The following is a 20,310-nucleotide window of genomic DNA, read 5'->3' on the forward strand; positions in this document are numbered from 1 at the left end:
GGAGACACAATGAACGTAGAGCGTACTTTGACCAAAGCAGACCTGGCAGAACTCTTGTTTGAACGTGTTGGTTTGAATAAGCGGGAAGCCAAAGATATCGTGGATACCTTCTTTGCTGAGATCCGCGATTCCCTGGCCGACGGTGTAGAGGTCAAGTTGTCCGGTTTCGGTAATTTTCAGGTGCGGGATAAACCCCCGCGTCCTGGTCGCAACCCCAAGACGGGTGAGGTCATTCCTATTTCGGCGCGCCGGGTGGTGACTTTTCATGCCAGTCAAAAGCTCAAGAGTGTCGTTGAAGGCGCACCGGTGGCGCCCGAGGATGACCGGGACTAAATCCTGGTACGTTTGCGTACAGTTTTGCCTGACTGAACGTGTAAAATCATTCCTATTGTCGATGAGCATCAGTGGCCATGAGCACAAACGAAAAAACGGCGACCTTGCCTCCTATCCCTGCCAAGCGTTATTTCACCATCGGTGAAGTCAGCGAGCTTTGTCTGGTCAAGCCCCATGTCTTGCGTTACTGGGAGCAGGAATTTACACAGCTAAAGCCTGTCAAGCGACGTGGTAACCGACGTTATTACCAGCACCATGAAGTGCTGTTGATTCGCCGGATTCGCGGCTTGCTGTACGACGAGGGCTTTACCATCAGCGGCGCACGCAATCGTCTGGGCGATGGTCCGGATATGCCGTTTGACCAGGAAGCGGCGGTACGTCTGACCGGTCAGGAGATGCAAGCCCTGCGCACCAATCTGGGACAGATCCAGGCGATGCTGGATCAGGCCCTGGCCATGACAGACCCGGGCTCTGCCCAGTAATTCCGGATTGTCGGTGGGAAGGAAGGTCGGCCTGGGTGCCGGCCTTTTTTCATGGAAGGATGAACAGTGAATCTACGTCGTCGAGCTCTACAAGCCCTGGTGGTGCAAGAACCGGCTGCCAAGCTGGCTGCCGTTCGAGCCATTCCCCCTGGTTTGCCTGTTGGGGCGCATGAGCATCTGGATGAGCCACCTGGTGTGCCCGGAAGGCCGCCCGGCTTACGTTTTGTCGGTCCTCAACAGGTGCCCAGGCGCTCAGTACACACCCTTCAGGGGCGTGCGGCCTTATTGCACTCCCTGGCGCATATTGAATTCAATGCCATTAACCTGGCTTTGGACGTGTTATGGCGTTACCCGGGCTTGCCAGATTCGTTTTACGCGGGCTGGTTGCAAGTTGCGGTGGAAGAGGCTTTGCACTTTGAGTTGTTAAACGATCATTTGCAAACCTTGGGGGTCCGCTACGGCGATTTGCCTGTCCATGATGGCCTGTGGGAGATGGCAGAGCGAACCCGCTTCGATTTGCTGGCACGGCTGGCCTTGGTGCCTCGAACTTTGGAGGCGCGCGGTCTGGACGCGTGTCCGGTGGTCCACAGCAAGCTGCTGGAGGCTGGTGACCAGAAGGCCGCGTCCATTATTGCCATCATCTTGCGTGATGAGGTGGGGCATGTGGCCTTGGGGAACTACTGGTATCGCAAAGTCTGCCAGGAGCAGGGTTTATCCGATTTCGATACCTATGGTGAACTGGCGCAGCATTACCGCGCCCCGCGCCTGCGGGGGCCGTTCAATCGTAAAGCCCGCCTGGAGGCGGGCTTTACGGCAGCGGAGATTGATGAGCTGGAACGTCTGGATACGGCGTTCAGGAGCGCGTTGCCGACGAGCTAGCCTCCTTGTTGCTGATAGGCAGATTGTCCAATTGTCCAAAACTGACAATGCGGCCTATATAAAGGACGGGGCCTTCCGGCGCGCCGCTATTGGAGCCTCCCTCGGCTTCCAGCGTCATTTCAAAAATCTGTTCGTCTTCGACCGTGCCGATCAAGGCAGCGGGGACGGTGATGGGACGATTGGGGTCGATCAAACCCAGGGAGCGGATTTGTGTCCCACGGGGCGTGTGAGTCCATAACTGCACGGATTGGGTGGCTTTAACTTCGGTATTGACCTTGGGCACCAGCAGGACATTTCCTTGCGGGTCCACTGTCGCAATCCAGGCAGGCGTCGAGGATTGGCCGGGAGCTTGTAGGATCGCTGCCTGACGTGGCTTCATTTCAATGACATTGACCGGTGGTTCCGAATTCATGTTCATGAACAGGGCAATGGCCAAACCTAGTATTACGACAACGGCCAAACCACCGAGCAGCAGGGGCAAGGGCATTGCAAAGCCACGCGCTTTTTTTCCTTCCTCTGCGGCCTCGGGTGCCGGTTTTTTCTCGCTGGTCAGGCTGGGGGGCACTTCGCTGTTGGCAGGTTTTTTCTTGTCTCCTTTTCTGGGCGGCGCGACAGGGGGCAAGTCGGGCGTGGGAATCATCGATTTGGCTGCAGGGTCAGCGTCGGCGCGCAACAAAGTGGGAAAGGGCGGAGCATGCTCCTCGGCCTTGTCAGTGGCGCTTGTGCTGTCTGCGGACCAGCGTGGTTCATTACGAATGGCTGGCTTGGCGGTGCCGTCAATCGCATCGCTGGTCTTGATGCTGGGTTCCTGACGTTCTGTTTTAGCTGCTGTGCTGTTCGCTGCCGCGATCGCCCCTGCGCCGCCACCTGGCGACGCAGGAACTTCCTTCTCGGGGCTAATCGGGCTGCCTGCCTGACGGCGTGCGGCAGGCGGCGGCAACCCTAAGGTATGGTGGATGTGCGCCAGACTGGTGGGGGCTGGGACGGTAGGGGTCAGACAATCCACCAGCTCCAGCCAGGCCTGCTCCCAGGCCAATGCCAGACGAGCGGCCTGATCATTTTGCTGCATCAGCGTGTGCGCCTGCGCCAATTCATGCTGACTAAGCAAGCCCAATGTGTATTCGCCAATCATGACGGCATGGCGCGGGTCGTTGGCATTGCCTTCATTGATTAAAGGGGTGAGCTGTTGCAGACCATGCTGAACCACGGCGCGCAACTGAGCGGGGGATCGATTCAGTTGAGGGCCTAATTGCTCATAGCTGTTGCCATGCAAATAGGCATGAATCATGGCGCGTTGACTGGTACCGTCCAGTTTCCCCAGGGCGGGAATGAATCGTTGTCCTGACTGAGGCTTAATGGCGGGCAAAGCGTAACTGCTATCCCCACTTTGCGTACGCTGGCGTAAACGGGCCAGCAATCTGAAACGCAGAATGCTATAAATCCAGGCACGGCCCTCACCCAGATCGGGGTCGTAGCCTGCGGCATTTTTCCACAACAGGACAAAGCTGTCGCGCAGAACCTCTTCAGCATCAATGCGGCGACCCAAAACGGCCTGGCCCAAAGCCAGCATCAAGGGTGCTTCCCGGTCGTACAGCACATCCAGCGCCTGGCTGTCCTGTGCGGCTAACTGATCCAGGGAAGAAGAATACGAGAAAGAAGAAGACGGCATGGATGACTTTTGCACGGTAAAGGAATTTATAAGCCAGTTGCCCGTGTCTCAGGCGCCATTCTGATCGGATGGGTACCCGTTTCGGACAAGCAGGTATTGTATGCCTTTCGCAGAAGGCCGGAAGGTAACAAAGTGCTGGATTGCCAGCATTTTCATTGCAATGGCAGAGATGTCGGGAATGGGGAGCCAATCCTGTGCATTCGTTCCACCGGGCTGCTGGATGCACAGCACTTTTTGGAGCAATGTGGCTTGAAACAAGCACGCCGGCGTTAGGGTCTTGGTGTAGGAGTCAGGTGCCCGGAGCTATACTTGATGATTGCCTGACGCCTGCTCATCTGGCAGGAAAAGTAGGCGGCTAATCGTTTTGTTGTATTCGTATCAAGGACAGCTCAGGAGTCTGGCTGTGTGTGGACTGGGCATGCTGCCAGTTTGACCTTGATTTCAGCTTTGTGCTGCAACCTCTTTTGAACCTGTCCGCTGTTCTTTGGCCTTTTGCTATTGAACGCGACTCTATTGCGTGTGCCTCCTCGTCCTGAAGTGCTTGATGGTGTCTCCGGTGGTTTGAGCACCCTGAAATCTCTATTTCCTTACGTTTGGCGTTTCAAAACCCGCGTGGTTGTGGCCTTGGCCTGCCTGATTCTGGCGAAAGTGGCCACCGTCCTGATGCCCATCTACTTAAAGCAGGTCATCGATGCTTTGAGTCTGCCGGCTACGGCGCTGATGCTGCCTGTGGCGGCGCTGCTCGGATATGGGGCGGTGCGGCTGGCCTCCAGTGCCTTGGGGGAAATCCGCGATGCCCTGTTTGCACGGGTAACGCAAGGCGCAGTTCGCCTGATTGCCAATAATGTCTTTCGGCATCTGCTGGATCTGTCACTGCGTTTTCATACCGAGCGCCAGACGGGTGGGTTAAGCCGGGATATTGAGCGGGGCACCAAGGGCGTCAGCTTTTTGCTCAATTTTCTGGTTTTCAATATTTTGCCCACCCTGCTGGAAATCGCCCTGGTGTGCGGCATTTTGCTCTGGCGCTATGACTGGACCTTTGCGGCCGTCACCTTGGGAACCATTGCGACTTATATTGTCTTTACCCTGCTGGTCACGGAGCGGCGCATGCGTTATCGGCGCACCATGAATGATCTGGACAGCCGTGCCAACTCCCGTGCCATTGATGCTTTGCTCAACTATGAAACCGTGAAGTATTTTGGCAACGAGGAGTATGAAATCAATCGTTATGACCAGAATATGGGTCAGTGGGTGCAGGCTGCCGTCCGTAATCAGGTATCGCTGAACCTGCTCAATATCGGGCAAGCCTCTATCATCAGTATTGGCGTTACCGCTTTGTTGTTCATGTCTGCGCAAGGGGTGTTGGCCGGATCCATGACGGTAGGGGATGTGGTGTTGGTCTCGGCCTTTCTGACTCAGCTGTACGCACCGCTGAATTTTCTGGGATTTGTATATCGCGAGATCAAGAACTCCCTGGCGGACATGGAGCGTTTGTTCTCCCTGCTGCGCCGCAAGCAGGAGGTGACGGACGCACCCAATGCCCAAGAGTTGTCCTGTACACAGGCCAGTGTGCGTTTTGAGAACGTCAGTTTTGCCTACGATAAGCGTCGCACGGTTATCCAGAACCTGAGTTTCGAGATTCCGGCAGGCAAGACGGTGGCCGTGGTGGGGGCTTCAGGGGCGGGCAAGTCCACCTTGTCGCGTCTGTTGTTTCGTTTTTACGATGTGACCGCCGGGCGGATTCTGTTTAATGACCGTGCGCTAAACGAGTGGACACAAGAGAGTCTGCGTCGCCATATTGGTATCGTTCCGCAAGACACGGTGCTGTTTAACGATACGATTTTGCACAATATTGCGTATGGTCGTCCCGATGCCAGCAAGGAGCAGATTGTTGCCGCTGCCCGTGCTGCCAGTATTCATGACTTTATTCAAAGCCTGCCGGATGGCTACGAGACCGTGGTGGGCGAGCGTGGACTGAAGTTGTCCGGGGGTGAGAAACAGCGCGTGGCGATTGCTCGTACCTTGCTGAAAAACCCGCCGGTGCTGATCCTGGATGAAGCGACCAGTGCGCTGGATACGCGTACGGAGCGGGCCATTCAGGCCGAACTCAATGAGATCGCCCGTGACCGTACCACCTTGATCATTGCCCACCGCCTGTCCACGATTACGGACGCAGATCTGATCCTGGTTCTGGAGCGTGGCCAGATCGTGGAGCAGGGCACGCACAACGAACTTTTAGCCCTGGATGGCGCCTATGCCCGTATGTGGAATATCCAGCAAAGTCTGCAGGGATAATTTGACCATATAGTACCAAAGCAGTACTATATAGTTCTACGACCTGTTCAGAGAGAAGGAATGCTGCGAATCAGTAAAATCATTGATTACGGCACTTTGGTGCTGACACACATGGCTGGCGATCCAGACCGTGTGTTCAGTGCGTCTGACTTGGCCGCCATCCTGGGTTTGGGCCAACCAACTGTCAGCAAGGTGCTTAAACTGCTGGGCCAGCATGAACTGGTAATCAGTAGTCGAGGCGCACGCGGAGGGTATGTGTTGGGCCGCCCCGCCAAACAGATAAGTGTAGCGCAGATTATTGATGCACTGGAAGATCAGCCCTTTGGCTTGACCGAATGTGTTGCCACTCCTGGAGCCTGTTCCGTGGAGTCAGACTGCCACATACGCAGTAACTGGCAGCGTATCAACGATATTGTCCGGCGTACCTTGGAAGAGGTCAGTGTTGCAGACATGATACGCGTGCCCGTTAACGAGTTTCCCCTGACACACAAGCCGGGTCCCGAATTGAAAAACAGAAACAAGGCGAACACCTCCAACGTGGAGTTAACCGAATGAGTACCGTCAACGAACATCTGGACACCTTCCTCGATCGTGATTACGAGGCAGGCTTTGTCACCGACATCGAGTCTGAAACCATACCGAAAGGTTTGAACGAAGACGTCATCCGTTTCCTGTCCGCGAAAAAACGCGAACCGGAGTTCATGCTGGAATGGCGCCTGGCTGCTTACCGCCAGTGGCTGACCATGAAGTACCCCAAGTGGTCGATTGTGGAGTACCCGCCAATCGACTTTCAGGACATCAGTTACTACTCCGCGCCCAAAAGCAAGGCCGATGGTCCCAAGAGCCTGGATGAGGTCGATCCTGAACTGTTGCGCACCTATGAAAAACTGGGTGTGCCCCTGCACGAACGCGCACGTCTGGCCGGTGTGGCCGTTGACGCCGTGTTTGACTCGGTCTCGGTGGCCACCACCTTCCGCAAGGAACTGGAAGAAGTGGGCGTGATCTTCTGTTCCTTTTCCGAAGCGGTACGTGAATATCCGGAACTGGTCAAAAAGTACCTGGGCACGGTGGTCCCTCCCAGCGACAACTTCTATGCCGCACTGAACTCGGCTGTGTTCTCTGATGGTTCCTTTGTGTACATCCCCAAAGGGGTGCGCTGCCCCATGGAGCTGTCCACTTATTTCCGTATCAATGCCCGCGACACCGGCCAGTTCGAGCGCACCTTGATCATTGCGGAAGAGGGCGCGTCGGTCAGTTACCTGGAAGGCTGTACGGCGCCGATGCGCGATGAAAACCAATTGCACGCTGCGGTCGTGGAGCTGGTCGCGTTGGACGACGCCAAGATCAAGTACTCGACCGTGCAAAACTGGTACCCCGGTGACAAGGACGGCGTAGGCGGTATTTACAACTTCGTCACCAAGCGTGGCGAATGCCGTGGCGCACGTTCGCACATCTCCTGGACGCAGGTTGAAACCGGCTCGGCCATTACCTGGAAATACCCCAGCGTGGTGCTGCGTGGCGATGACTCCCAAGGGGAGTTCTACTCGGTCGCCCTGAGCAATCACCGTCAGCAAGCGGACACCGGCACCAAGATGATCCATATGGGGCGCAATACCCGCAGCACGATTATCTCCAAGGGGATTTCGGCCGGCCAGGGCATCAATACCTATCGTGGTTTGGTGCGGATTACTCCCAAGGCAGAGAACGCCCGCAATTACACTCAGTGTGATTCGCTGCTGATTGGCAAGCGCTGCGCTGCGCATACCTTCCCGACAATGGAAGTGCAGAATCCCAGTGCCAGTGTGGAACACGAGGCGACGGCTTCGCGTATTGGAGAGGATCAGCTCTTTTATGCCATGCAGCGCGGCCTGACAGCCGAAGACGCCGTCTCCATGATCGTGAACGGCTTTTGTAAAGAAGTGATTAAAGAATTGCCCATGGAGTTTGCGGTCGAAGCACAGAATTTGCTCGGCGTCAGCTTGGAAGGCAGTGTAGGTTAAGGAGAATAATGAAATGCTGACGATTAAAGATTTGCGCGCTTCGGTTGAAGATAAACCTATCCTTAAAGGCCTGAACCTGGAAATCAAACCCGGTGAAGTTCACGCCATCATGGGTCCGAACGGCTCGGGCAAGAGCACCTTGTCCCAGGTTCTGGCGGGTCGTGAAGACTACACCGTGGAAGGTGGTTCGGTTGATTGGCTGGGTCAAGACCTGCTGGAAATGAAGATTGAAGACCGCGCCCGTTCCGGTCTGTTCCTGGCATTCCAGTACCCCATCGAAATTCCCGGTGTGTCCAACGCCTATTTCCTGCGTGCTTCGGTGAACGCCGTGCGTCGTCATCAGGGTCTGCCTGAGCTGGACGCCATGGACTTCCTCAAGCGCGTGAAAGAGGAAATGAAGATTGTAGGTATGCGTGAAGAGTTTCTGTACCGCTCGGTGAACGAAGGCTTTTCCGGCGGCGAAAAGAAACGCAATGAAGTTCTGCAAATGAGTCTGCTGGAGCCCAAGCTGGCCATTCTGGACGAAACCGACTCCGGTCTGGATATTGACGCTTTGCGCGTGGTGGCTGACGGCGTGAACCGTCTGCGTTCCCCCGAGCGTTCCTTGCTGGTGATCACTCACTACCAACGTCTGCTGGATTACATCGTGCCTGACTTTGTGCACGTTTTGGCCGGTGGCAAGATCATTCGTTCCGGTGGCCGTGAGTTGGCCCTGGAACTGGAAGAGCGTGGCTACGGCTGGGTGCTGGAACAAGCAGAGGCCGAACAGAAAGCCAAGGGAGCTGCGGTATGAGTCTGCCGGATTGGGTCAACAGCTTTGCCGCTCAGGCTGCACAAGCACCTGGAGCCGGTCTGCCATGGCTAAGCGCTGTGCGTCAGCGTGCGCTGGAGCGTTTCGAACAAGAAGGCTGGCCAACCACACGCATTGAAGCCTGGCATCACACCTCCTTGGCTTTGCTGGAACAACAAAGCTTCGCACCACGCAAATCAGCGTCGGCAGCGGAGCTGGTGGCGTCGGTGCGCCAACAAGAGGACGGGTACTTCCTGGTCTTTGTGGATGGTCACTACGATGCGGCGCTGTCGCACCTGGATGAATTGCCCGCTGGTGTGCGTTTGGCGTCGCTCAGCGCCTGTCTGGAGCGCGATGCAGACTGGTTGCAGCAGGCTTACGGTGATGAGTCCCAGGGCGCTTCGACCGCAGCCTTGAACCTGGCCTTGGCTCAGGATGGTGCCGCCTTGCATATCGCCGCTGGCAAGCACCTGGAGCAACCGGTCCATTTGGTTTTTGTTCGCACCCAAGGGGGCAGCGCCAGCTTTACGCGTAACCTGATCTCTCTGGAGTCGGGTGCCAGTGCAACGGTGGTTGAGCACTACGTAGGTCAGGACGGCATGGATGCGTCCTTGAGCAGCGTCGTGACTCGTCTGAACGTGGCTCCAGATGCCAATCTGACGCACATGAAGTTGCAGCAGGAAGCGCTGCAAGACTTTCACCTGGCGGCCATCGATGTGCAGCAAGGTCGCGGCTCGGTATTCAATTCGCACTCGCTGTCCTTCGGTGCCCGTATTGCCCGTAACGATATTGCTACCGTTTTCAACGGCGAGCGTTGCGAAACCTTGTTTAACGGCTTGTACTTTGTGGATGGTCGTCGTCATGTCGACCACAACACACTGATTGACCATGCCCAGCCCAACTGCCAAAGTCGTGAGTTCTACCGCGGTATTCTGGCAGACACCGCCCGCGGTGTGTTCAGTGGTCGTGTGCTGGTGGGCAAGGGTGCCGATGGTACGGATTCGGTACAGCGTTCGGACAGCTTGCTCTTGTCCAAGATGGCGCGGGCAGATTCCCGCCCCGAGCTGGAAATCTACGCTGACGACGTCAAGTGTGCTCACGGGGCCACGGTGGGCCAACTGGATGCCGATAGCCTGTTCTATCTGCGCTCGCGAGGCATGAGCATGGAAGATGCCCGCAATATGCTGATTTATGCATTTGCCGCCCAGTCCTTGGAGCGCATTGCGTCTGAAAGCCTGCGTAGCCGTGCCACTGTCGGTATTAATGCGTTGTTGCCGGGCGGGCTCGCCCTTGGAGATCTTGCATGAATGCGCCCATGCCCGTAACTGCTGCTGGTTTGCTGAATCACCGCGAGGATTTTCCCATCCTAGCCCGCCCGATCCGGGGGCAACGCTTGTCCTATCTGGATAACGGTGCGACGACGCAAAAGCCGCGTTCGGTCATTGAGGCCGAGGCGCGATTCTATGAGCAGTCCAATGCGAATATCCATCGGGGTGTGCATTGGCTGTCTCAACATGCTACTGAGCTGTACGATCAGGCCAGAAGTACAGTGCGGGCATTTCTGAATGCCGCCCGTGATGAAGAGATTGTATTTACGCGTGGCACCACGGAATCCATTAATCTGGTCGCCTACAGCTGGGGCATGGATAACTTGAAGGCAGGCGACGAGATCTTGCTGACAGGTCTGGAGCATCACTCCAACATCGTGCCCTGGCAGCTGGTTGCCCAGCGTACCGGCGCCATCATCCGCGTGGTGCCCGTGCTGGACAACGGTGAATTGGATCAGGAAGCATTCCAGCAACTGCTCAATGAGAAAACCCGCCTGCTGGCCGTGGTCCATGTCTCCAATGCGCTGGGGACGATTAACCCCATTGCTGAAATGACGCGTCAGGCCCATGCGGTCGGCGCCAAGGTGCTGGTGGATGGTGCCCAGTCCGTCCCCCACGGTGTGGTGGACGTGCAAGCCCTGGATGCCGATTTTTATACATTTTCGGCTCACAAGCTTTACGGGCCAACCGGCATGGGCGCCTTGTATGTGCGCTACGACATTTTGGACAGCATGTCACCCTGGATGGGTGGCGGTGACATGATCACCACTGTCAGCTTTGAAAAAAGCAATTACGCGCCCGTGCCGCAGCGTTTTGAAGCGGGGACGCCCAATATCGCTGGTGCCATTACCATGGCTGCCGCCATCGATTATTTGATGCGTATTGGCATGCAGCGTATTGCCGACCACGAAGCACTGCTGCTGGATTACGCCACCGAAGCCTTGCTGGCCATGCCTGGCATTCGCATTATCGGGACGGCGGAACACAAGGCTGGGATTGTGTCTTTCCTGGTTGACGGTATTCATCCGCACGACCTGGGTACTATCCTGGATATGGATGGGGTAGCAGTGCGTGCCGGTCACCACTGTGCCATGCCTTTGATGACGCGGTTTGGCATCCCGGGTACGGCGCGTGCTTCTTTTGCCCTGTACAACGATTACGCTGATATTGATGCTTTGCTGGGCAGCCTGCGCAAAGCGCAAAAATTATTTGGAGTTGGCTAAATGAGCCAGGATTTCAACGGGCTGCGCGAGCTTTACCAAGAGGTCATTTTCGACCACAACCGTAGCCCGCGTAACTTTGAAGTAATAGAAAATGCCAGCCATTTCGCCAATGGCCACAACCCTTTGTGCGGGGATCAGCTGGCGGTATATGCCGTTGTCGAAGACGGCATTGTGCAGAAAGTCAGCTTTGTGGGTCATGGCTGTGCCATTTCCAAGGCGTCGGCGTCCTTGATGACCGAAGCTGTTAAAGGTCTGACTCTGGCTGAGTTTGAGTCGCTCTTTCAAGATATGCATGCCATGCTGACAGAGGCTCATCCAGATCGGGACCTGGGCAAGCTGGAAGTGTTATCGGGTGTGCGTGAATTTCCTGCACGGGTTAAATGTGCCACGTTGGCCTGGCATACCCTGCACAACGCCATCAATCAGGCCAAAGAAACCGCGCAAACGGAATAAAGGCGCAAGCAAGCCATGAGTTACTTTGAACGACATGATGTGCTGGTCAGTCGGGACTGCCCGGCAGTGAGCATTCCTTACGGCGCTCCCGTCACCATCGAGGCGGGGTGTACGGCGACGATTACCCAGAAGCTGGGTGGTAGTTATACCGTCATGGTGGAAGGCAATCTTTACCGGATTGAGGGCGTCGATGCCGATGCCTTGGGTTTTGAGTCTCAGGACAAGCCTGAGGTCTTTGTCCCTGAACTGCCGCTGAGTGAAAAAACCATTGAAGATGCCGCCTGGATTGTACTGTCCAGTGTGTACGATCCCGAGATTCCGGTTGATATCGTCAATCTGGGACTGGTGTATGCCTGTCACGTGACTAAGACGGGGCCCGAAACCTTTTCCATTACGATGGAAATGACGTTGACAGCCCCCGGCTGCGGAATGGGGACCATGATTGCGGACGAGGCTCGCTACAAGCTGGAAACGATTCAGGGTGTCGAGAAGGCCGTGGTTGATCTTGTCTGGGACCCGCCGTGGAGTCGTGAGCGAATGAGCGAATCCGCCCGTTTGCAACTGGGTATGTTGTAATTTTGAAAAGCCTGCGATCAGCAGGCTTTTTCCATGTGGGAGCTGGGCATCCCGAGCCTGGCCCCTTTGGAAACCGCGCGATAGACAGCCTCGTTGCGATTATGTACGTTCATTCGTATATAAAGGGTTTCGGCATGCGCCTTGGCCGTGGCCGACGAAATATTCAACTGCCGGGCCACGCCCTTGATGGTCATGCCACGAGCCAATAGCACAAGCACCTCGTACTGGCGAGGCGTCAGACCCAGTAGCCGTGCTTCGTCAAGAGGGTCGATTTCTCGATTGACGGGTGGCCAGCGTTCAGGTTCGTAGGACGTAATCAGCCTGTCGGGCTCCGCTTTAGAAGGCAATGGGCTCGAAGGCTGGTTTGTAGGCGTGGCCATTGAGGTCGGTTGACGCTGGGGCGCAGGCGATGGAAAACAGGAACCGCCTGCCAATACCAGATTGATGGTAGCCGCCATCAATTCCGGCGTGGCGGTCTTGAGTAAATGCCCCATGACGCCGGCAGGCATGTCCTGAATTGCCGGTAAGGCGTAGTGGGATTCGGCCATCAAGAGTACGGCGCTAGGCTGCAGACTGCGGCGTACATCAGCTAGCAGCTTCATACAGGCCTCGGCGGAAGGTACCGACAATAGCAGCAACTCACAACGTCGTGTTTGCAGACCTGTCTCCATTGACTCGTAGTCCATGCTGAGCAGTTCCGCGCTGGGCAGAGTGTCTGCCAGCAGTCGTATGATACCTAACCTGAATAAGGTGTGTGGTTCCACGACGATAATTGTTGTCATTTTGTATCTCCCTCACTGCGTATATAGGCTCTATGTCATTGTGTTGAATAAGCCTTTTGTTGGGTTGCATGTGTCATTTTCTTTGGTAGTTATGTGTGTTTTCGTTTCTCTATACCCGTTGTGCGGCCTAATTATCCGGCGGCGAGTCGCACTCAGGGCTGACGAATTATTTGAAATTGTTAAAAATGTTTTGTATTTGTCAAAATTTGATGTTTTAAATGTCAGTTTGTGCCGAAAAGCGCGGATTGGCTATTTGAATAGCCTTATAAATTCGGGTTACTCCTACGCTCCATAACCCTTAAATCCCTTACGTATCAATGATTTGAGGGTTGTCAGCGGCGCCTACTATATAACATATTGCCGCTGACAGGTGGCTTACATTAGCCGGTTAATGCTGGTTGACATACGCATTGTTGAAATTACCCGTCTGGGTGACGGTGCTGTTATGGTTTAGGCCGCTTTGCACCACTTGGGTGCGATTGCCCCAACCGTTCTGCGTTACCGACGAATCCAGGTTGAAACCGACCTGGGTAACCACGGCCTGGTTATAGCCGCCGCCCTGGCTGATGTAGGAATCGTTGCCGATCCCTGCTTGGGAGTTGTAGGCGTCATTACCCAAGCCACTTTGGATGATGTTGCTATCGTTGCTGTAGCCGGCCTGTTCAGTGACAGCTTTGTTATGCGAGCCGCTCTGGACAATACTGGCATGCAGGCGATCCGAATTGCCCCACCACGTACCAGTTTGGCTGATGGTGGCATCATTCTTGTGGCCGCCACCCTGGACGATAGAGGCGTTCGAGTTGGAGACATTCCACTGATCGATAACGCCGTTGTCGTACTTGCCGCTATCGGTGATGCTGGCCGTCGAGCCCGTGCTTTTATATTGATTGATGTATGCATCCCCTTTGTATCCCGACTGGGTAATGAAGGCGTTGACATTGCTGCTGTTGTTTTGCTCGATGACCGAGTCGTTGCGCTCGCCGCTGTCGTTGATGACAGCCAGTGCATCACGGGTTCGGTATTGATTGACATAGGCATCGCCCATTTGCCCCGTTTGGTTTACCCAGGCTTGGTCACCGGCGCTGCGGACTTGTTCCACAACCGCCTTATTGTCCGAGCGCAATTGCTTGATGCCGATTTGCGACCCATTGGCCTCCCATTGGCTGGCGAAAGCGTCGTTGCGATTGCGCGATTGAGTGATGGTGATCGTGGAGTTGCCGCCGCTGCGGCTTTGTTCCACCACGGCCTTGTTGCCGTTGCCGTTGATGACCTTCACGGTAGTGCGAACCGTACCGTTGTCCCACTGATTGATGTAGTCGTCGTTGCGGTCTCCCTTCACGTCGATGCTCGCGTTGGCGTTGGTGTTGTGGTTTTGAAGAACTACACCTTTATTAAAGCTGCCGGTCTGCGTCACGGTGGCGTTGTCAGCCAGCGCCAGTGTGGGCAGGGCCAGCGCGGTGCCCAGGGCAATAGCCAATGTGGACAGTTTGCCGTTCATATACTTCTCCTCAGTGCATGTCGAAGACCGTTGTCAGGAAAGAGAGCGGTGGCCGGTCTTCTCGGAACCACCGCGCTGTCTGCTCGTGTTCAACTGCCGGAGACGGGGGCGGTCTGCACCTCATCACTTGTGGCAGCATTGGCTTGCGCGGCTTGAGGATCGACCACAGCGGCCTGGGTGCGCAGGTTGCGGTAAGTTTCGTTTTGCTTCATGTAGTTCTGCACGATGGGGTTGTTACGGTCAGCCTCGTTTTGCAGGCGCCATTGACCTTCCCTCATGCCTTGCACGATCAGATGCACAACCGCCGATTCAATTGCCTCTTTGACCGAGAGCTGGGCCGGTTCGTTGTTGGTCACCCCGGCCTCGATTTCCAGCAGGTCTTTGAAGTTCACGAACTTGTAGACGCTAGGGCGGATTTCGTAGGAAAAGATGGTCTTGGTGGTGGACACGCTTTGCAAAATGTTGCCGGTGCGTACATCAATGGCGCGTAGGTTGACTGTGACTTGGTCGACCCGATACTGGGTAGACAGGCCTACGCCTAGAAAGCGTGCGCCCGCGCCGCCGGTGCGCACATTGCTTTCATAGGAGATGATGCCTCCGTCCATCATGATTTCGGCCGGGGCCAGCGGGGGGATATTAATGGCGGTGCGTTGGCCGTTTTCTTGCGATCCGTCCAGGGCGCGCACGATGCGCCGCTCGGTCAGCAGTTCCTGTAAGCTTTCGCGCTCGACCGGAGTGAACCAACGCGAATCACGCAAGGCTTTGACCAGTAGGGCGGCGGCTCCCTGGGTGACTGAGGTGGAAAAGGAGCTGTCCGGATTGGGCTTGTATTGGCCAGTCTGGTCACGAAACCCATAGACGGCCACGGTCAGGCGCTGCGCGGGCGCTGGCAGCTCCAGCAGATCGTGCGTGGCTGGCGAGGCGGGCGTCAGGTAGGCGGAACTTTTGACGTCGGCGGGGGTGGAGGGCAGGGCACAGGCCGCCAGGGCCGAGGCCATGGCCAGCACGCTGAGCAGGCGCGCTGGGCGGGCGTTCAGGATGGTCAACGGGCTCATCATGGCTGCATCACCCGGAAAGTAGTGGAAGCGCCGGTGATCCGGTCCGTGGTGGTGATCGTCAGTGCTCCGCCGCCGACATCAACGACGCTGACCGTAAAGCTGCCGGTCTCGAAGGTGCCCGGTACAAATTTTCCATTGCTGTCCACAAACTGTGAGGATGCGGCCGAGGCCAGACGGCTGAGTACCGAGCGCTCCAACTGATCGTTGAAGTCCTGGAAGGGGGTGCGCTGCTCAAAGGTCGAACTCAGGTCTTCGGCTGCTGGGTCCGTGTGCTTGTTGGTGACCTGGGCCGAGTTCAGTAGCCACTGCCCATTGAGCGGGCTGCCGCCGAAATTCGGATTGACAGGGGTATAGATCAGTTCGGTCGCATGGACGGGGGCAAATAGCGAACCGGCCAGCAGAGCGGAGGCAAGGGGCAGGAAAGTCTTCACGTTATGTCTCTCTTATTAAAGTTCGTCCGGTGCAAGGTCCGGGTTGTTGGTCAGTACGCGTTCGATTTCGCTTTTATTGACGTTTTCCAGAACCAGATCTACGGCTCGCTCACTGGTCTTTTTTGTGCCGGAGCGCGCCGGTGCGAGAAAAGCGTGATACATGCGCTGGCGGCGGTATTCGACCCAGATTTCGCTACCCCAGCGGGCCGACGGTCGTTCCACCACCGTCAGGGTGAAAGGACTGGCACCGCTCAGCTCGCGCCAGCGATTGCTGAAGTAGCGGTAAAAGTCGTGCCCTTGCACCGTTACGGTGCGGTTGATGACGATGCCCGAGAGCGGATCGTCAAACAGGTTCTTGCGTACCACTTCAGCCTGCTGGATGGCTTCCATGAAGTTGGCCGGTTTGGGCTTGCCGGTGCCTTTGCCGGGTTGTGCTTCGCTGCTGCCCATAACACACAGCATTGCCAGCAGCACGGCCCCTTGTTGGTATGGTTTTGTCATTGCAGCACCTCTTGTTCCCTCGCCTTACGGCTTGATACATCGGCGTTACTGACTATGGTAGAGATGGTCACCTGCATTTACATGAGCCGCATTCCCTAGGCTGTTTACCCTTGCGCAGGGTTGTCTGGCATCGGTACTACTGATTCGGCGTAGGCTGTTTGGAGTAAGCGCGAGGATGAAAGATCAGCGGTGCCAGCGGTTTTTCGTCGCGGGTGCCGGTGGCCTGCTGCAGGGGCAGCGGATGGGCTGCCTCCACATGCTGTACCGCGCCGTCCTGGGCGTTGTAGAGGACGACGATGCGGCTGTGGCGCACGGTATCGATCTGCTCGGGGTCAAAGTGCGGCAAGGGAGGCTGCTTGGCGCGATGCGAGCGGCTGCGGTGACGGTACAGGGCCTGACGAAGGCGGCGCTGCTGGCGCTGATGCCGCCGCCAGCGTGACCAGGCCAGCAGCAGCAAACCGTTGGTCAGTAAAACCGCCCCGTAGAATAGAAAGGTGGCCAGGGTCGGGAAGATCGGGTCGAGCTGTTTGTAGCCGGTTTTGTCCATGGAGTGATTGATCAATAGGAGCAAGCCTTTGGCGATCAGGTAACTGAAGGCGAACCAGCCGGCGATGGTCAGCAGGCGGTCTATCCAGCGAGTGATGGGATGGCGTTGGGTCGTAATGATCATGACAGCTCCTTGATGCCCCGGTCAGGACTGCTCCAGCGGGCGCGTTTGCGACGCAGGCGTAGCATGACCATGGGAAAACTCCACAGTGTGGTTAAGAAATTGATCAGCCAGTACACAAATGGGTACCAGATGATCCAGAACATGGTCAGGGGCAGATCGGGCTCGTAACGGCGGTCGATCCAGATGCTGATGGCAAATTGCAGCAGGCACATGCCGGCCAGTACCATACCGGTGAACGAGGGCGGGAACAGACCGTCGATCTGGGTTGCAGCGGGCAAGGGGAGCATGAGTCCAAGCAACCAGACCAGCATCGCCACGCCCAGGGCGAAACTCCATAAAGTCGAGCACAGGTATTCCAGACTGAGCGGCCACATGCCGCGATTTTCCCAGCGCAGCACCTGCGGGGTGTATTTCAGGAAAGTTTCCGCACCGCCCTGAGCCCAGCGCAAACGTTGCTTGAACAGGCCCTTCAGTGTTTCGGGCATCAGTACCCAGCACAGTGCGCGTGGCTCATAGAACACCTGCCAGCCGGCCAACTGCAACTTCCAGGTCACATCGATGTCTTCGGTGATCATGTCCAGACTCCAGTAGTCCACTTCCTCCAGGGCCTGGCGACGAAAGCCTGCGATCACCCCAGAAATCGTGAAGATCTTTCCGTAAACGCGCTGCGTGCGTTTGATCAGCCCGATGATCGAGGAGAATTCGCCTACCTGGATGCGGCCAATCAGGGTAGAGCGCGTGCGGATGCGCGGATTGCCGGTAGTGGCACCGACCTGCGGGTGGCGCAACATGGGGGCGACCAGGTAATTGACGCCTTCCGGGTCCAGGTAAGCATCCCCATCTATACATACGAAGTAATCGCCGCTGGCGCTCATGGCGCCCATGCGCAGGGCCAGGGCCTTGCCTTGGTTCTGGGCCAGGTGAACAACGCGTAGCTTGTCGTGCTCCTCGCTCAGTGCGTTGAGCACTTGGGCGGTCTGGTCGCTAGAGCCGTCGTTGATGGCGATGACTTCGATGTTGGGATAGACCTGGTTCAGCGCGGACAGAATGGTATGGCGGGCGTTGGCCTGTTCGTTAAAGCAGGGGATCAGGATGCTAACCAGCGGCATACCTTCCAGTGCGGGTGGGGCGTGTGGTTTATAGGTCCAGCGGCGTTCGTGCTGGAACCAGAAGATCAAGCCACCGCCTATCCATATGCCCGACATGAACAGCGGGTACATGAAGATGAAGTAGAGCAGCAGGTGGCTCGTCAGGGCGACGGTGATTCCCAGAGGGATACCGACGATCAGGCACAGGGCCAATAGGGCGATCAGTCGTTCAATCATTTTTTGTTGGATACCAGTCAATCGTGATTTCCGGACGAATCACGTTCATCTTGGGCTGATTGTTGACAAAGTCGTCTGGGTAATAGCCGACATGTCGCGCCCCTCTTGCTGTCAGTGCATTGAGCCAGCCGGCCACCAGGCGGGAGTCCAGAGGACGGGGTGGCTGATCTTGGCCGGGCCAATCTACGGATTGCACTTCAAACACGGTGCGGCGCAAGCCCTCTGGGTGGCTGGCTACCTGATCGACCAGCTCGTTTAGCCAGGACACGGCATGCTGATCGTGGATGCCTTCCATGCGGGGCATGGCCATCACGGCAGTCCAGTCGTAGGCTTGCAGAAAATCGTTCAGGTTCTGTGCGAACCACTGTTCGCTGTGAGGTTGCAGAACCGGCAGGGCGTACATATTGCGGGCCGTACTGATCTGTGGGCCGCGCTGTTTGCGCACCCGATCAGCCAGTTCCTGGGTCAGGTCGATCAGGGTTTGGGATTTAAAGCGCGTCCAGCGCTCAAACTGCTCGGGATTGGCGCGTATCACTCCTATGTCCCTGCCAAAACCAGCTTTTTCGTAGGCGTCCAGGGCGACGGGTGATGCATCTTCAAAGTCGGTCAGTGTGGCATCGTCATGGAATACGACGCCAAAGAAGATAGCGCTGCGTCCCAGGTCTTCATACAGATCGCCCATGATCTGGTGAGTGCGCGGGTCAAAGGGGGACAGGCGGCGGTAGCCTTGTGCGGGCAGGGAAGGCGGGCTGCCGTCGGCACGCCATTGCAGTACGTGTTGCGCCGGCTCGACCGTCTCGATGGCCAGCACGGGCATCCATGCAAAGACATTGACATGGGCGCGCGAACTTAATTGCCAGGCCGCACGGTTGAACAGGTCGGCGCGCATGGGCAGGTGGCGGTTGGGGAAGTAAACCGCGCGCACCAGGCCATCGCCTGTGGGGTCGGCGAAGGCTTGCAGATAGACACTGCGTGGTTTCAGGTCTGCTATACGTTGCACCAGGGCGCTCAAGTTGCGTTCCATCTGCGCCGGATCGGGGTCATACACATAATCCAGATCCACATGGACGACGCGTTCGGCCTGACGGTCTTCACGGGCAGTGATAAAGCCTGCAAAGGTGCTGATGTCCGGGTCGTTATCCACTAGATAGCGCGGCATATTCATCAGGTCGTGGACGTTGGCCACGCCGTCGGTCAGCGTCAGGGCCATCTGATAGCCTTCTTGCTCCAGAATTTGCAGGCCCAGACCACTGATCCGGCCGTAGGGCCAGACCCAGACGCGCGGCGTCTTGCCAGCGTGCTGTTTGACCCGGGCGCTGATAGCCCGCACGTCCTCGCGAAAGCGGGCGGTGTACTCGGCATCGGTCTCGTAGCGTTTCTGATCGGTCAGATAGCGATGCGCGGCAGCCACCGGCTGAACATTGCCTTGTGGGTTGGCGATGGCACCGTAATGCATGTTTTGGGTGTGCGCGCCGATTTCCACTAAACCGGAGTTGGCCATTTCGTTGACCTGCGCCCAGTGCAAAAAGCGCGAGCGTTCGGTGGAAAGTCCGCCGAAGTCCACTTTTTCGTTGTCGGGGGTGTCCAACCATTTGCCGACCGGGGCCAGCAGCGCAGGCCAGTGATAGGCTTTGAGCAGCGGGAACACGCGGGTATAGAAGCTTTGGTAACCGTCGTCAAACGACAGCAGCACCGCCTTTTCAGGAAGAGGCTCCACACCGAGGCGAGCGCGCATAATTTGCTCCACGCTGACCGGCACATAGTCGTTCTCCTGTAACCAGGAAAACTGCTGTCGAAGGTGCTCGGTGCTCACGCTTAGATAAGCCTGATTGGGGTCGCGGTCTTCGACATCGTGATAAGCGATGATGAGCAGTTCATCGTTGCGCCAGGGCTGTTCCTGTTGTTCAAGGCGACGCTGCTCGGGCGGCACATACAGGGCAGGCGGGCTAGTGCTGCAGGCGGATAAAAGGGCGCTGAAGGCTACTATCAGAAGGGGCAGGATTCGTGTGCTCATTGT

At 56.7% G+C, this 20,310-nt stretch carries 20 protein-coding genes; 11 read left to right on the forward strand and 9 right to left on the reverse strand.

Annotated features, from left to right (window positions below; translation table 11 throughout):
• Positions 1–9: 9 nt before the first annotated feature.
• The 3 genes from RSQ48_RS08060 to RSQ48_RS08070 all read left to right on the forward strand — a co-directional run bounded on the left by RSQ48_RS08060 (position 10) and on the right by RSQ48_RS08070 (position 1,694).
• Positions 10–333: an integration host factor subunit alpha gene (locus tag RSQ48_RS08060; protein ID WP_059317675.1), complete on the forward strand. Its 324-nt coding sequence runs from the start codon at positions 10–12 to the stop codon at positions 331–333.
• A gap of 77 nt (positions 334–410) precedes the next feature.
• Complete coding sequence (locus RSQ48_RS08065; RefSeq protein ID WP_003800357.1) at positions 411–815, forward strand: MerR family transcriptional regulator; 405 nt, start codon at positions 411–413, stop codon at positions 813–815.
• Positions 816–881: 66 nt separating this feature from the next.
• On the forward strand, positions 882–1,694 hold the full coding sequence (locus tag RSQ48_RS08070; RefSeq protein ID WP_415302322.1) for a ferritin-like domain-containing protein: 813 nt from the start codon (positions 882–884) through the stop codon (positions 1,692–1,694).
• On the opposite strand, the gene RSQ48_RS08075 is transcribed toward RSQ48_RS08070, so the two are convergent.
• Positions 1,669–3,363 carry an anti-sigma factor domain-containing protein gene (locus RSQ48_RS08075; RefSeq protein ID WP_240208729.1) on the reverse strand — a complete coding sequence of 565 codons (1,695 nt, stop codon included), beginning with the start codon at positions 3,361–3,363 and terminating at the stop codon, positions 1,669–1,671. The genes RSQ48_RS08070 and RSQ48_RS08075 overlap by 26 nt on opposite strands.
• A 513-nt stretch (positions 3,364–3,876) precedes the next feature.
• Here RSQ48_RS08075 and RSQ48_RS08080 point away from each other — a divergent pair.
• Genes RSQ48_RS08080 through sufT form a run of 8 tightly spaced genes read left to right on the forward strand, consistent with a single transcriptional unit; the run spans position 3,877 to position 12,028 of the window.
• Positions 3,877–5,658 carry an ABCB family ABC transporter ATP-binding protein/permease gene (locus RSQ48_RS08080; RefSeq protein WP_059317672.1) on the forward strand — a complete coding sequence of 594 codons (1,782 nt, stop codon included), beginning with the start codon at positions 3,877–3,879 and terminating at the stop codon, positions 5,656–5,658.
• A 60-nt stretch (positions 5,659–5,718) separates the two neighbouring features.
• Positions 5,719–6,213, forward strand: a complete 495-nt coding sequence (locus tag RSQ48_RS08085) for an SUF system Fe-S cluster assembly regulator (RefSeq protein WP_003800349.1) — start codon at positions 5,719–5,721, stop codon at positions 6,211–6,213.
• Entirely contained in the window at positions 6,210–7,658 is a 1,449-nt protein-coding gene (gene sufB / locus RSQ48_RS08090; RefSeq protein WP_003800345.1) for a Fe-S cluster assembly protein SufB, read from the forward strand. Before RSQ48_RS08085 ends, sufB begins: the two co-directional genes overlap by 4 nt.
• A gap of 13 nt (positions 7,659–7,671) precedes the next feature.
• Positions 7,672–8,451 carry a Fe-S cluster assembly ATPase SufC gene (sufC, locus tag RSQ48_RS08095; protein ID WP_003800343.1) on the forward strand — a complete coding sequence of 260 codons (780 nt, stop codon included), beginning with the start codon at positions 7,672–7,674 and terminating at the stop codon, positions 8,449–8,451.
• Positions 8,448–9,755, forward strand: coding sequence for a Fe-S cluster assembly protein SufD (gene sufD / locus RSQ48_RS08100; RefSeq protein ID WP_059317671.1), 1,308 nt, complete (start codon positions 8,448–8,450; stop codon positions 9,753–9,755). The genes sufC and sufD overlap by 4 nt, the downstream gene beginning before the upstream one ends.
• Complete coding sequence (locus RSQ48_RS08105) at positions 9,752–10,999, forward strand: cysteine desulfurase (RefSeq protein ID WP_003800337.1); 1,248 nt, start codon at positions 9,752–9,754, stop codon at positions 10,997–10,999. Before sufD ends, RSQ48_RS08105 begins: the two co-directional genes overlap by 4 nt.
• Positions 11,000–11,452: a Fe-S cluster assembly sulfur transfer protein SufU gene (gene sufU / locus RSQ48_RS08110; protein WP_003800334.1), complete on the forward strand. Its 453-nt coding sequence runs from the start codon at positions 11,000–11,002 to the stop codon at positions 11,450–11,452.
• Positions 11,453–11,467: 15 nt separating this feature from the next.
• Positions 11,468–12,028 (forward strand): putative Fe-S cluster assembly protein SufT, encoded by a 561-nt coding sequence (gene sufT / locus RSQ48_RS08115; protein WP_059317670.1) that lies wholly within the window; start codon positions 11,468–11,470, stop codon positions 12,026–12,028.
• A 17-nt stretch (positions 12,029–12,045) separates the two neighbouring features.
• Here sufT and RSQ48_RS08120 read toward each other — a convergent pair whose 3' ends face one another.
• From RSQ48_RS08120 to pgaB, 8 genes are all read right to left on the reverse strand, one after another.
• On the reverse strand, positions 12,046–12,810 hold the full coding sequence (locus RSQ48_RS08120) for a response regulator transcription factor (protein WP_059317669.1): 765 nt from the start codon (positions 12,808–12,810) through the stop codon (positions 12,046–12,048).
• A 388-nt stretch (positions 12,811–13,198) separates the two neighbouring features.
• Complete coding sequence (locus RSQ48_RS08125) at positions 13,199–14,308, reverse strand: curlin-associated protein (RefSeq protein WP_415302323.1); 1,110 nt, start codon at positions 14,306–14,308, stop codon at positions 13,199–13,201.
• 89 nt (positions 14,309–14,397) lie between these two features.
• Positions 14,398–15,366, reverse strand: a complete 969-nt coding sequence (locus RSQ48_RS08130; protein WP_415302324.1) for a CsgG/HfaB family protein — start codon at positions 15,364–15,366, stop codon at positions 14,398–14,400.
• The gene (locus RSQ48_RS08135; RefSeq protein ID WP_003800325.1) at positions 15,363–15,797 is read right to left on the reverse strand and encodes a curli assembly protein CsgF; all 435 of its coding nucleotides are present in this window, start codon (positions 15,795–15,797) and stop codon (positions 15,363–15,365) included. The genes RSQ48_RS08130 and RSQ48_RS08135 overlap by 4 nt, the downstream gene beginning before the upstream one ends.
• Positions 15,798–15,812: 15 nt before the next feature.
• A complete protein-coding gene (locus RSQ48_RS08140) occupies positions 15,813–16,298 on the reverse strand; it encodes a curli production assembly/transport protein CsgE (RefSeq protein ID WP_059317666.1) in 486 nt (161 codons plus the stop codon).
• A gap of 136 nt (positions 16,299–16,434) precedes the next feature.
• Entirely contained in the window at positions 16,435–16,968 is a 534-nt protein-coding gene (gene pgaD, locus RSQ48_RS08145; protein ID WP_131071690.1) for a poly-beta-1,6-N-acetyl-D-glucosamine biosynthesis protein PgaD, read from the reverse strand.
• On the reverse strand, positions 16,965–18,293 hold the full coding sequence (gene pgaC, locus RSQ48_RS08150) for a poly-beta-1,6-N-acetyl-D-glucosamine synthase (protein WP_003800319.1): 1,329 nt from the start codon (positions 18,291–18,293) through the stop codon (positions 16,965–16,967). The genes pgaD and pgaC overlap by 4 nt, the downstream gene beginning before the upstream one ends.
• Positions 18,286–20,307: a poly-beta-1,6-N-acetyl-D-glucosamine N-deacetylase PgaB gene (gene pgaB / locus RSQ48_RS08155; RefSeq protein WP_336579551.1), complete on the reverse strand. Its 2,022-nt coding sequence runs from the start codon at positions 20,305–20,307 to the stop codon at positions 18,286–18,288. The genes pgaC and pgaB overlap by 8 nt, the downstream gene beginning before the upstream one ends.
• Between the last annotated feature and the right edge of the window lie 3 nt (positions 20,308–20,310).

Origin of the sequence: Alcaligenes sp. SJTW-7 (genome assembly GCF_047716895.1) — a bacterium.
Taxonomy (GTDB): domain Bacteria; phylum Pseudomonadota; class Gammaproteobacteria; order Burkholderiales; family Burkholderiaceae_B; genus Alcaligenes; species Alcaligenes ammonioxydans.

Bases quoted from the DNA above. Each gene is read 5' to 3' on its own strand.
- RSQ48_RS08060 (WP_059317675.1), top strand. From the start codon at position 10: ATGAACGTAGAGCGTACTTTGACCAAAGCAGACCTGGCAGAACTCTTG.
- RSQ48_RS08065 (WP_003800357.1), top strand. From the start codon at position 411: ATGAGCACAAACGAAAAAACGGCGACCTTGCCTCCTATCCCTGCCAAG.
- RSQ48_RS08075 (WP_240208729.1), bottom strand. From the start codon at position 3,363: ATGCCGTCTTCTTCTTTCTCGTATTCTTCTTCCCTGGATCAGTTAGCC.
- RSQ48_RS08085 (WP_003800349.1), top strand. From the start codon at position 5,719: ATGCTGCGAATCAGTAAAATCATTGATTACGGCACTTTGGTGCTGACA.
- sufB (WP_003800345.1), top strand. From the start codon at position 6,210: ATGAGTACCGTCAACGAACATCTGGACACCTTCCTCGATCGTGATTAC.
- sufC (WP_003800343.1), top strand. From the start codon at position 7,672: ATGCTGACGATTAAAGATTTGCGCGCTTCGGTTGAAGATAAACCTATC.
- sufD (WP_059317671.1), top strand. From the start codon at position 8,448: ATGAGTCTGCCGGATTGGGTCAACAGCTTTGCCGCTCAGGCTGCACAA.
- RSQ48_RS08105 (WP_003800337.1), top strand. From the start codon at position 9,752: ATGAATGCGCCCATGCCCGTAACTGCTGCTGGTTTGCTGAATCACCGC.
- sufU (WP_003800334.1), top strand. From the start codon at position 11,000: ATGAGCCAGGATTTCAACGGGCTGCGCGAGCTTTACCAAGAGGTCATT.
- sufT (WP_059317670.1), top strand. From the start codon at position 11,468: ATGAGTTACTTTGAACGACATGATGTGCTGGTCAGTCGGGACTGCCCG.
- RSQ48_RS08120 (WP_059317669.1), bottom strand. From the start codon at position 12,810: ATGACAACAATTATCGTCGTGGAACCACACACCTTATTCAGGTTAGGT.
- RSQ48_RS08125 (WP_415302323.1), bottom strand. From the start codon at position 14,308: ATGAACGGCAAACTGTCCACATTGGCTATTGCCCTGGGCACCGCGCTG.
- RSQ48_RS08130 (WP_415302324.1), bottom strand. From the start codon at position 15,366: ATGATGAGCCCGTTGACCATCCTGAACGCCCGCCCAGCGCGCCTGCTC.
- RSQ48_RS08140 (WP_059317666.1), bottom strand. From the start codon at position 16,298: ATGACAAAACCATACCAACAAGGGGCCGTGCTGCTGGCAATGCTGTGT.
- pgaD (WP_131071690.1), bottom strand. From the start codon at position 16,968: ATGATCATTACGACCCAACGCCATCCCATCACTCGCTGGATAGACCGC.
- pgaC (WP_003800319.1), bottom strand. From the start codon at position 18,293: ATGATTGAACGACTGATCGCCCTATTGGCCCTGTGCCTGATCGTCGGT.
- pgaB (WP_336579551.1), bottom strand. From the start codon at position 20,307: ATGAGCACACGAATCCTGCCCCTTCTGATAGTAGCCTTCAGCGCCCTT.